The organism is Bacillus sp. JJ1127, assembly GCF_036965845.1.
Classification (GTDB): Bacteria; Bacillota; Bacilli; order Bacillales; family Bacillaceae_G; genus Bacillus_A.
Genome location: NZ_JBALQK010000011.1, coordinates 7500 through 19386 on the forward strand (window position 1 = coordinate 7500; position 11887 = coordinate 19386).

The 11887-nt window shown below is 36.8% G+C and carries 12 protein-coding genes; 2 read left to right on the top strand and 10 right to left on the bottom strand.

All coding sequences use genetic code 11. The annotated features are described in order from the left end of the window. Positions 1-46 precede the first annotated feature (46 nt). From V7183_RS01945 to V7183_RS01955, 3 genes are all read right to left on the bottom strand, one after another. Positions 47-526, bottom strand: a complete 480-nt coding sequence (locus V7183_RS01945) for a GNAT family N-acetyltransferase (protein WP_335358534.1) — start codon at positions 524-526, stop codon at positions 47-49. A gap of 175 nt (positions 527-701) precedes the next feature. Next, positions 702-1157, bottom strand: coding sequence for an N-acetyltransferase (locus V7183_RS01950; RefSeq protein ID WP_335358535.1), 456 nt, complete (start codon positions 1155-1157; stop codon positions 702-704). A 311-nt stretch (positions 1158-1468) separates the two neighbouring features. Beyond that, positions 1469-1963: an Lrp/AsnC family transcriptional regulator gene (locus V7183_RS01955; protein ID WP_097894593.1), complete on the bottom strand. Its 495-nt coding sequence runs from the start codon at positions 1961-1963 to the stop codon at positions 1469-1471. Positions 1964-2358: 395 nt separating this feature from the next. Here V7183_RS01955 and V7183_RS01960 point away from each other — a divergent pair, with 395 nt between their 5' ends. Continuing rightward, positions 2359-3267, top strand: coding sequence for a DMT family transporter (locus tag V7183_RS01960; protein WP_097894594.1), 909 nt, complete (start codon positions 2359-2361; stop codon positions 3265-3267). Between the two features lie 30 nt (positions 3268-3297). Here the strand turns inward: V7183_RS01960 and V7183_RS01965 are convergent, their stop codons facing one another. The 6 genes from V7183_RS01965 to V7183_RS01990 all read right to left on the bottom strand — a co-directional run bounded on the left by V7183_RS01965 (position 3298) and on the right by V7183_RS01990 (position 9325). Continuing rightward, entirely contained in the window at positions 3298-4359 is a 1062-nt protein-coding gene (locus V7183_RS01965; protein WP_335358536.1) for a DUF871 domain-containing protein, read from the bottom strand. A gap of 53 nt (positions 4360-4412) precedes the next feature. Beyond that, complete coding sequence (locus tag V7183_RS01970; RefSeq protein ID WP_097894596.1) at positions 4413-5777, bottom strand: PTS transporter subunit EIIC; 1365 nt, start codon at positions 5775-5777, stop codon at positions 4413-4415. 21 nt (positions 5778-5798) lie between these two features. Then, positions 5799-6683 (bottom strand): N-acetylmuramic acid 6-phosphate etherase, encoded by an 885-nt coding sequence (gene murQ, locus V7183_RS01975; RefSeq protein WP_335358537.1) that lies wholly within the window; start codon positions 6681-6683, stop codon positions 5799-5801. A 157-nt stretch (positions 6684-6840) separates the two neighbouring features. Further along, positions 6841-7704 carry a MurR/RpiR family transcriptional regulator gene (locus V7183_RS01980; RefSeq protein ID WP_097894641.1) on the bottom strand — a complete coding sequence of 288 codons (864 nt, stop codon included), beginning with the start codon at positions 7702-7704 and terminating at the stop codon, positions 6841-6843. A 29-nt stretch (positions 7705-7733) separates the two neighbouring features. Further along, a complete protein-coding gene (locus tag V7183_RS01985; protein WP_335358538.1) occupies positions 7734-8063 on the bottom strand; it encodes an outer surface protein in 330 nt (109 codons plus the stop codon). A gap of 134 nt (positions 8064-8197) precedes the next feature. Beyond that, positions 8198-9325, bottom strand: coding sequence for a cation:proton antiporter (locus V7183_RS01990; RefSeq protein ID WP_335358539.1), 1128 nt, complete (start codon positions 9323-9325; stop codon positions 8198-8200). A gap of 382 nt (positions 9326-9707) precedes the next feature. Here V7183_RS01990 and V7183_RS01995 point away from each other — a divergent pair, with 382 nt between their 5' ends. Next, positions 9708-11111 (top strand): amino acid permease, encoded by a 1404-nt coding sequence (locus V7183_RS01995; protein WP_335358540.1) that lies wholly within the window; start codon positions 9708-9710, stop codon positions 11109-11111. A gap of 208 nt (positions 11112-11319) precedes the next feature. Here the strand turns inward: V7183_RS01995 and V7183_RS02000 are convergent, their stop codons facing one another. Next, positions 11320-11523 carry a hypothetical protein gene (locus V7183_RS02000; RefSeq protein WP_097894599.1) on the bottom strand — a complete coding sequence of 68 codons (204 nt, stop codon included), beginning with the start codon at positions 11521-11523 and terminating at the stop codon, positions 11320-11322. Positions 11524-11887: the final 364 nt, after the last annotated feature.

The following is an 11887-nucleotide window of genomic DNA, read 5'->3' on the forward strand; positions in this document are numbered from 1 at the left end:
AGCAGGACAATGCTTTCACCGAATTTTGAGGTGGGAGTATTACTTCCTACAAATAGCTGGATAAATAAAGGCTCATAATAATAAGTTCGCCTTTTTTTCCTATTTTTCGGACACCTTCGTCAATAAAGCCACACTTTTTATATAGCGACTGTGCAGTAATGTTGTTCACATTTACCGCTAATACAATTTCACTAATATGTGGATATTTTTTGCGAACAAAGTCAGGCAGTAACAATAATGATTGTTTCGCATACCCTTTTCCTTGATAATAATAATCCGTTGAAAATGCTCGTAATAAGATAGCCTTGGGATTTTCAGAGTAAGGTTTTACACCTTCATTTTCGTGAAGAACGAAGAATGTCACAAGGTCATTATTTACAAAAAACAATATAGAATGTCTATCAGCATCGACTTTTGATAATTCTACACATTTCTTTGGTATACCTGTAAATTGTAACTGTTCCTCAGTTAATACATAGCTTTCTACTTGCTTTTCAAATCGTTCTTCATACTCAAATAATTCCATAATGCCCCCCATTAATTCTACCCGTTTGTTAAATAGCTCTACCCCAAACATTATACCTTTATATGGAAAAAGCCAATACCCTCGTCTTTGAGAATATTGGCTTTCATTTTTAAATACCTTTATTGCCCAAGAACACCTAGTAGATAGAAGATAGGAGGCTTTTTTCACCTATACCTCATGTAACATACCGAACCATCGCAACTTCATCGCAACAATCAAATTTCGGACAATGCCGACAATCAACCCACACTTTTTCAGGCAGCGATTCCTTATCAACAAAATCAAATCCACACTTCTGAAAAAACGTAGTTTGATACGTTAAAGAAATAACCCTTCTTACCTTTATTTTAGAAGCCTCATTTATTACATGATTGACTAGTATACGCCCTAACCCTTTACCTGTATATGTATCCGATACGACTAATGATCGTATTTCGGCAAGATCTTCACCTAAAACATGTAAACCAGCAACTCCCAAAATTTCCTCTTCTTCTTTTACAACATACAAACACTGTAAGTACTGGTAAAGGGACAAAAGTGAACGTGGCAGAACGACTCCCTTTTTCGAATATATTTCTATTAAATTATATATTTCTTTCACATCACTTGTAATTGCATTTGAAATTTGCATGATTTATCTCCTTACATGAAATATTTATAACTTTAAATGTATATTAATTCATAAATTTATATAATAATACACCCATCCATCCGAACACGTCAATTATTATTCTGAATTTTACATATACTTATTCCCCAAAAAAACAAGTCCTATATAAATCTATTTTGCTTTTTCAATATACAAGTCGATGCTATGAAAATAAAATAAGACCTCCTCTCCTTTTCTCCCTTTGTTTTCACATGGAATGGAACTAAAAAAGGCCCTGACCGCTTCTACGCATGATCGGACCCTCTCTCCCATGTAAAAAATGGTTTTATATTTCACTCAGTACTTTGTTTCGAATCCCGTATTGGTAATACTGTAGAATATTTAATTTCACGCAGCGCTAAGCTTGTCTGTATCCGTGTAATTCCCAGCTTATTCAGCTTCCTAATGAAACGCTCCAGTTCCTTTCGATCACGGTTCGCAACTTTTAATAAATAATCGTACTCCCCTGTTAAACAATGACATTCTAATACTTCGGGCATAGATTCTAGTTCTCTTTCTAACACTTCAAGCTTTTCAGATTGGTGGATATTTGTACTCATAAAAATAAAACATAATAAATCAAATCCAAGTTTTTCTTGGTTCAAAATTGCAACTTGCTTATCAATAAAGCCCTCACTTTCTAGCCTCTTGATGCGCGCGTGCATAGCAGGTGGCGACAAATTGACGCGACGAGCAAGTTCTGCATTGCTTACCTGCGATTCCTTTTGCAGAATATCTAAAATTTGGACGTCTAAATCATCTAACACTTTAATAACAGATGATTCCATAAAACCTCTCCTTTTCTTTGCTGACGATTCTTCGAAAAAATGCATAATACCTCTTATGAAATTGAATAAAATTCTGTAATTATAATAACTGAAAGAATATTATTTCTAATTTTATTCATTATACAAAATAATATATTAGATAACTAAGAAAAATGCTAAAATTATTTACAATTCATATTATGTAAATCCATTTGAATTTTCAATACATAAGTCGATGCTATGAAAAACAAAAGGAGACCTGTACTCGTTTTCTCCTTTTGTTTTCACTTGGCATGGGACAGGAAGAGGATCTGACCGCTTCTATGCATCGGCGGATCCTCTCTCCCCCCAAAAAGAAAGGGGTTATGCCAGGGTTTAAATTTGGATTTATATACTAATAAAAGGGGTTCCAAACTATGCCTTATTTTTATGTCTTTTTATTATTGTTAACAAGCTTATTATGGGGAGGAAACTTTGTCGTTGGAAAATCACTTGTCAATCATGCTTCTCCAATGACGCTGACAAGTTTAAGATGGATCATTGCGATTGTTTGTCTATTCCCAATTGTTTGGTTTAAGGAAAAGAAAATTTTCCCGCCGCGTGCTGCCATCCTTCCTTTACTACTCATGGGGATTACTGGCGTTGTTCTCTTTAATATTTTTCAGTTTTTAGCATTAGAACAAACATCAGCAACGAATGTAGGTCTTATTTCTACATTGAATGCTATTTCAATCGCACTATTTTCATCTTTATTCTTAAAAGAAAAAGTAAATGTACTTCAAATTCTTTCTATGATTCTTTCCTTTTTTGGCGTTATTCTCGTCCTTTCAAAAGGAAATATCGCACTTTTATTTTCGTTACATTTTAATAGCGGAGATTTATGGATGATCGCTGCAGTTTGTATTTGGGGCATCTATTCCGTTTGCAGCAAATGGGCAACTAAAACAACAACACCGATGATGGCAACCTTATACTCAGGAATTTTCGGTGTGATCCTATTGCTTCCATTTAACGTATCTACCTTTACTGTTTCTAATATCAATGCTTCCTTTATTACTTCCTTACTATACACAGGGCTCATTTCAACTGTAGTCTGTATGGTATTTTGGAATATTGGTGTTCAAAAGTTAGGAGCTACTACATCAGGAATCTTCCTAAACTTCAATCCAATTTTCACCGCCATTTTAGCCTTCCTTTTCTTAGGTGAAGAATTAACATGGATTCAAATTTTAGGTACGATCGTCGTTGTGACTGGCTGTTACTTATTTTCTCATTTTAAAACGGTTGTCACTCAAGCACGTACATCATTTGTACAAAATCACTAAAAAAATCGCCGTTATTCTACGGCGATTTTTTTATCCCTCTTGAATAAGCTGAAATTTCTGTCCTGCTCCTACATAAAATAATAACGGCACATCCTCTTCTACAACCATTCCCATTACATTCACTTTTTCATTTTCCGGTAAATCATTGATCGTTATCTGTATTTCTCCTGCATATCTACCGTACAATTCGTTATCAATTGTAATGCTTCCTATTTTTCTTTGAATGGTATTTATAGGTGGTAACATGACCGTGTTTCCTTCTCTTGATTCCACAGAACGAATGACATCACGCGCTGGATCAAGCCGGTTCGTATGTACGTTCTCCACTTTTTCTAGCACTTCTCTTTCACGAATAAGTGGTTTATAACGTATTGGAATCACTCCTTTCCGCGCACTAGAAATTTCTTTTACACTTTGCATACTCCCGCTTATATCCCCAATCAATACTTTATCGATAAAACAGTCTTGAACGAGTTCCAAATATGCTTCAAGGGGGCGCATATATCGATGTTTTTCTAACGTTGGCAGCCCTCCATATAACGGTCCTCTTTTTTCATCATCACCCGGAATAAAGGCCATCGTTTTTATTCCGCACGTATGTAAATATTGATTTTGTTTTTGTAAAAATGATTTCGAAAGTCCCGTTTCAGGCCTTGGATAAAAATTATGCCATGCTTCTACACAATCTACTTTTACATTTTCCTGAAGTAGTTCCTTCCAAAAGGATTCCGTAATTGTACTCGCATTTAACGCGATCTTCATTTTGTGTGATATACGTGCAATTTGCTTTGGATCTATACCGTAGTCTATGCGTAAGCCCGTAATCCCCCACGCTACTAACTGTTCCACATTTTCATATGTAATTCCTAAATACTCTAAAGACTTTGGAGAAACATCCACCATGAGTTCCATCTCATATTTTTCCGCTTGCTTCCCAAGTATTTGTATTAACTCTTTATAAGTTGTAGGATTGTCTTCTGGAATATGAAGAGAAGTAAAAATAGACGTAAAGCCGTATTCGCTTACCGTTTTCAACCATTTTTCTTGCTCCTCTACTCGATCTTTTGAAAGATATATGGAAACTCCTATCATAGTAATCTCTCCTTCTACTTATCATGAAAAAAAGAGAAAGGTATTCCCTTTCTCTATATGTTCTCTGCCATTTCCTCTTTAAACCCGAAGAAATACGTAAAGATAAAACCAGATACATAAGCAATGACAAGACCAAGAAAATATAATAAATATTTATTGTCAGCGATTAACGGAATTAACGATAACCCTGATACACCAATTCCAAGTGAAGCCGTTTTCATAACTGCTTGAAATGCACCGCCAACAGCAGCTCCTAAACAGGCAGTAAGAAACGGTTTTCCAAGTGGCAAAGTCACACCATATAATAAAGGTTCACCAATTCCTAAAAATCCAACTGGCAATCCACCTTTAATAACATTGCGAAGGCGTTTATTTTTTGTTTTCACATAAATCGCAATCGCTGCCCCTACTTGCCCAGCTCCTGCCATCGCTAATACCGGTAACAATGGCGTAGCATGTGTTTGATTAATAAATTCCATATGAATCGGTGTTAAACCGTGATGTAACCCTACCATAACGAGTGGTAAAAATGTTCCCGCAAGCACTGCTCCTGCAACCGCTCCGCCAACATCTAAAATGGCATTAATACCGCTTGTAATTCCATCAGTTAATACACCAGCTACTGGCTGAACGACTAACATCGTTACTAAACTCACAACTAATACCGTAATAAGTGGTGTCACAATAATATCAACTGCATTTGGCACTGCTTTTCGAACTTGTCTTTCCACTACAACCATAAGCCATGCTGCAAAGATGACAGCGAATAAGCCACCACGCCCTGGTACCAGTGCTTCACCAAATAGTTTCACATTCGCCATAGCTGGGTTGAAAATTAGGACGCCGGCAATTGCACCAAGTACTGGAGTTCCACCAAATTCTTTCGCTGTATTCCAGCCGACTAAAATACCTAAAAACGTAAATATACCGCCGCCGATTAAAAGTAACATTTGCAGCCATGTTGCATTTGGATCTGCACCTGCATTTTTTGCAAAGTTCGCAACCCCATTTATAATTCCTGATGCAACAAGTCCAGGGATTAATGGAATAAAAATGCTCCCTATTTTTCGTAAAAAGTTTTTCACTGGTGTATTATTTTTCTTCTTCATTGCTGATTTCATTTCTTGACCAAGGTCTTCAAGATGGTAATCAGCAACATCGCCAATTCGTAAGCCCGTTAAAGTTTCCATTTCTGCAGCTACTTTATTCACAGTCCCCGGACCAACTACGACTTGTAACGTTTCATCTTCAATAACGCCCATTACACCCTCGACTTTTTTCAAAAGTTCCATGTTCACTTTACTTTCATCATGAAGTGTTAGACGTAGTCTCGTCATACAATGTGCGATACCACGAATATTTTTTACTCCCCCAAGTTGCTCTGTAATTTCATTCGCCATCCGCTGTTCTTTCTTCATTTTAGAATCCCCCTCCCCTGTTTATAACGCCTTTTTCACAAACCCTTCCCCATCTGTTAATTTTTCAAGTGCTTCCCCATATTCACACTGCAGTAATATCATGACAATCGCAGCCTTCACATTATGATTTGCTTTTTCATAATATACCGCTGCTTCCTTATACTCTACTCCTGTTGCTTCCATAATAATTCGTTTAGAACGTTCAACTAACTTTTCATTTGTCGATTGAACATCAACCATTAAATTTTTATAAACTTTCCCTACTCCAATCATAGAGGACGTTGAAATCATATTTAGTACTAATTTCTGTGCAGTTCCAGCCTTTAAGCGTGTAGACCCTGTTAGCACTTCGGCGCCTGTTTCTACTTCCACGCTAATTTTTGCAAATTTACTAATTTCTGCTCCCGTATTACAAGAGATGCTAGCTGTATTTGCTCCAACAGAATTTGCATATTTCAATCCACCAATCACATAAGGGGTTCTGCCACTTGCCGCAATTCCAATGACAGTATCCTTATCATTTAATTGAATACTTTTTAAATCTAGTACAGCCAAATCTTCTCGATCTTCGGCACCTTCCATCGCTTTAGTAAGCGCTTTCATTCCTCCTGCTATAAATCCTTGAACCTGTTTCTCATCCGTCCCAAATGTAGGCGGACACTCAGCAGCGTCCAAAATTCCTAAACGTCCGCTTGTACCAGCTCCAATATAAATTAATCGGCCGCCATTTTTGAAAGACAAAATAACATCTTGCACAATGTTTTCAATTTGTTCAATCTCTTTTTCTACTGCTATAGCAACTTTCTGATCTTCTTGATTCATAGTTTGTAAAATTTCTTTTATACTCATCTCATCTAAATTCATCGTATTTTCATTTCGATGTTCTGTAGATAAATTTTCTAACATAATTTCACCTTCTTTGAAATTTAATTTCATACTTTCATTATAACTTTGAGAAATTTAAAATCAATGTCTCTTTATTATTTTATGAAATTTAATTTCTTTTTATAACAAATTTGTGTCTATACATGCAAAAAAAAGATGAGCTCCCCCATCTTTTTCCTTACTTTAATTTGCGTAATCGTACTGCTTCTGCTCTCGTTTCCATAAATTGATCCAAAACTTGATTGCCAATCTGATTAAATGTAATGACATACAAAGCATCAATCATATTTAATTGCGTCATTCTTGACGCAATACTTGCTATACGATAATCCTGCTCTACATCTGGCATACAAAGACGGATACATGATTCTTTATATAGCTGAGATGATTGATCTAACTTTGTAATCGCAATAACAGTTGCCCCTCGTTTCTTCGCATACCGCGCGAGTTCCAGTACATCCTTCGTACGACCAGAAGTTGAAATCGCGACAAATATATCTCCTTCTCTTAAATTTGTCACGAGCGGCAACATCATATGAAAATCGGGGAGCATGATTGCTGTAAAGCCAAGACGAGTAAATTTATATGCTCCATCCATTGCTGGTGCAGAGGAACCGCCCACTCCATAAAATAATATTTTTCCTGCATGCAAAATTGCGTCGGCTGCTTTTTCTAATTCCTTTTTATCAATTGCCGTAACGCTTGCCTCAATTGCAGCTTTATTTACATATGTAACTTTATTGAATAAATCAAACGGACTATCTTCTGTGTTCATCACCGAAAAATCATTAATATTATAATCAGCAATTGTTAATTCCCTAACAAGTGCTAGCTTAAATGCTTTAAAACTTCCTATACCAATTGTTTTACAAAAACGCACGACACTTGCTTCACTGGATCCCGCATTGCTAGATACTTCTTTTGTTGTTAAATTTGGAACAATCTCTGCGTTTTCCATTATGTATCTGGCAACCTTTTTTTCAGCTGGTGAAAATTGATCCATATAATTTTCAATTTTAAATAGTAATGTTGAAGCTTTCACCATCCAACCTCCATTTCTTGCGGTTGCTTTTATTTTTCATATCTTAATTCCATATCTTTTGAATCACAAAGATAAAAGACATCTTCACCGGGAGGATGAAAAACATTTACAGTTCGATCCCCTTGTTGATAGACCGTTCTTTCTCCTTCCGACCACTTCTTTTCCCATCCATTTATCCAAATTGCAAAGTCAGGTAACAAGGAAGTGTATCTATACCCTTCCGAATCATCCCCTGCAACATAAGAAGAAAAAACAGAAACAGGGAAGTCTTTCACTTTTGATTCTTTCCACAATGTAAAGGGTAGGCACATTACGAGAATTACAACGACACATATAACTTTTTTCCATGTAATCTTCATGTATTGCTCTCCTTTTCGTCCTATCACATACATAGATTTTAACATAATTACTCCTACTAATATCGCTTTTTAATATTATATAGGTGTCTCATATAACAACAAAACAGAAGCTGTCAGGCTCCTGTTTTTTGTCGTTATACAAAATACTTCTTCAATAATGGTGGCGTAATAATGGTTGTCAATATAACAACAATTACAATGGCTGTAAAATTCTCTTTCGCTAACAAATTCGCAGTTAGCCCATTTGCTGCAATAATAAGTGCAACTTCCCCGCGCGATACCATACCAGCCCCTATACTAATTGAAGATTTCAAATTAAATCCCGTTAACCTTGCTCCTAAACCAGACCCCACTAACTTTGTGAGAATCGCAATGATGGTCATGATCACAATAAACCACATTTGACTCCCAATCCCGTGAAAGGTGATCTCCATCCCAATGCTAACAAAAAAGACGGGTACGAAAATGGCATAAGCAATCGGTTCAATTTTATGTTCCACTTCATGCTTATATTCTGTTTGAGAAATTGCAATTCCCGCCGCAAAAGCTCCGATAATACCGGCAATCCCCATTTTTTCACTATAGTAAGCAAAGGAAAAGCAAATAATAAGCGCTGCACTAATTAACGCCTCTGACACACGGAGCGGCACCAACATTCTCATAATCCACGGAACAACTTTCCAACCAATGAAAACAATACTTACGAAAAAGATGATTTTCTTAGCAATGACAAGTGTAATACTCACATCTTGCGTACCTAGAAAACTCATAACAAAAGCTAACAAAATAACAACGATAACATCATCGAACACAGCTGCTCCGAGAATCGTCGTACTTTCTCGCGTGTTCATCTTCCCTAAATCCCGCAATGTTTGTACAGAAATACTCACCGATGTTGCACAAAGTAATAACCCTAAAAAAATGGCATTTGATTGTACCATCCCAAAAGCGAGACCCGCTAAATATCCACCAAGGAAAGGAAAAATAATTCCTCCCATCGCTACTGCAAATGAAGATTTTAAATTACGATTTAATTCTTCTAAATCCGTTTCTAACCCTGCCATAAACATGAGCAGCAAAACACCAATCGCACTTAGTTCATCGATCAGTTCAGAACTATCAATAATTCCAAAGACAGCAGGGCCAATAATAATTCCAATCATTAATTTACCTAATACCGATGGTTGTCCAAGTCTAACACTAATATCGCCCGCTAACTTCGTACAAAGCAAAATAACGACCAGTTCAAAATAAAACAGCATAGCATCTTCTCCTGCTTTACAAAATACGTATATTTTTAATAATAGTCTCTCCTCACAAACAAGATTTTATTTGTTACATTTTCATTTGACAAAATATTCTGAATTATAATAGAATTACTACAGCCATTCTATATTTGTCATAAAGCGAAACTTTAATTAGTGGGTTTTCTCCATCCCCCGCTGATTATTGATTTTCACCAATCGAGCTTTTACGGACAGTTTATTTCCCATATAGCTTCTAATTTTGAGGCAGGAGCATTACTGTCCGCAAATCGCGAGAGAAAAATACACAACTGTACCTCTATTTACGTATGAACTATTTTCCAGTGGACTCGCATTCTATTCGCAGTTGTGAAGATTGAAGTATGAGAGGAGATTCCAAATGAAGTCATTATTACGAAAGAAACCACTTACTACTGAATCACCTAGGCAATTACAAAGAACATTAACTGCACTAGATTTAACTTTTTTAGGAATCGGTGCTGTCATTGGGACAGGCATTTTCGTCTTAACAGGAATTGTGGCAGCTAAGCATTCTGGCCCGGGCATTATGCTATCTTTTCTTATCGCCGCATTTACTTGTGCTTGCGTCGCCTTCTGTTACGCCGAATTCGCTTCTTCTATCCCTATTTCAGGAAGTGTTTATACGTATGCGTATATGACGGTCGGAGAAATCGTTGCCTTCATTGTAGGCTGGTGTTTAATGCTAGAATACTTACTGGCTGTCGCGGCTGTCGCTGTAGGATGGTCAGGGTATTTACAATCGTTACTTCAAGGATTTAATATTCATCTTCCCGCCATCATCGCCTCAGCCCATGGCATGGGAAAAGGCGGATTAATCGATTTACCAGCTGTATGTATTTTACTTTTTATCACACTATTACTTAGCTTTGGTATACGTGAAAGTGCTCGTATTAATAATATTATGGTGTTAATCAAATTAGCGGTTATCATCGCCTTCATTGTAGCAGGTGCGAAATACGTAAAACCTGAAAACTGGACACCGTTTTTACCATTTGGATACGATGGTATCATTACTGGTGCAGCAACAGTATTTTTTGCTTTTCTAGGATTTGACGCAATCGCGACAGCAGCTGAAGAAACAAAAAAACCGCAGCGAGATTTACCAATTGGAATCATTGGTTCTCTTCTTATTTGTACCGTATTGTATATGCTTGTGTCCTTTGTTTTAACGGGGATGGTTCCTTACACACAATTAGATGTTTCTGATCCCGTTGCTTTTGCGCTGCATTTCGTTGGTGAAGACACAATTGCTAGTTTATTAGCTGTCGGTGCAATGACAGGAATGACAACTGTTCTTCTAGTCGTTATGTACGGACAAGTCCGTGTTTCTTATGCAATGAGCCGTGATGGGCTACTTCCAAAAGCATTAGCTCGCGTCAGTCAAAAGGCGAAAATCCCTTTATTAAACACATGGATTACTGGAATATTAGCCGCTTTATTAGCAGGATTACTCGACCTACACCTACTCGCAAATTTAGTGAACATCGGTACACTAACTGCCTTTACTTTTGTTTGTTTTGCTGTACTTATTTTACGTAAAACACATCCTGATTTAAAAAGAGGCTTCCGTGCACCATTTGTCCCGATATTACCAATCGTTGCGATTTGCTGTTGTTTATATTTAATGATCAACCTTTCGGCAACAACATGGATGGGCTTCGCTGTTTGGCTTGTCATTGGGCTATGTGTATATTTCCTCTACTCTAGACGTAATAGCCACTTACTTACAGACAAAAATAGCGATACGAAAAAAGAAGCATAAGAAAACAGCTCGCTTTAGTAGCGAGCTGTTTTCATTCTCTAATATGCTTTTTCGTTAACGTCTGTAGAATAGGAAATGCATCGATGCAAGCCGTAAACCATGCTCAATCTCCTAACGGTGAAGAATAGTTGATGATACCAACCATAACAACGATCACCATTACAACCAACTGATACACAAGCTTCCACTTTCGCATATCTATCCTCGGCTATTTTGTATCTTTCTTTTTCTTTTTCCACGCAGTTACACTATCAAAGAAAAAGTTAATAAATAACGTTCCTAATCCTGCTAATAAAAAAGTCAGTAAAAATAGCATCCATTTGCTTTTATCTTTGAATACGTAATATCCAACAAGGAGCACAACCACGATCCATACATATTCCAAAATTCTCTTTAGCTTTTTCTCTTCCAAATCATTCGCTCCCTTACCCTAGCTTTCTATTATTAGTATAACAAAAAAGAAGCTTGTCATCACAAGTTGTTGTTTATTTACACTCTTTTCAACAAGTTGCCTCGCATATTCAATACGCAACTACAGTTCATGCCTTACTATATATATCCATTTTGATTTTCCTGCATATAAGTCACAGCTATGAAGAACAAAAAGTGACCTGCACTTGTTTTCTCTCTTTGTTTTCACTTGGCATGGGGCAGAAAAAGGCTCTGACCGCTTCTATGCATGGCCGGATTCTCTCTCCCACCTAAAAAGAAAGGTTTTATGTCGATTTTTTAATTTGTACTTATATACATCCCTGCTGTGCAGAATAAAAAGTAAC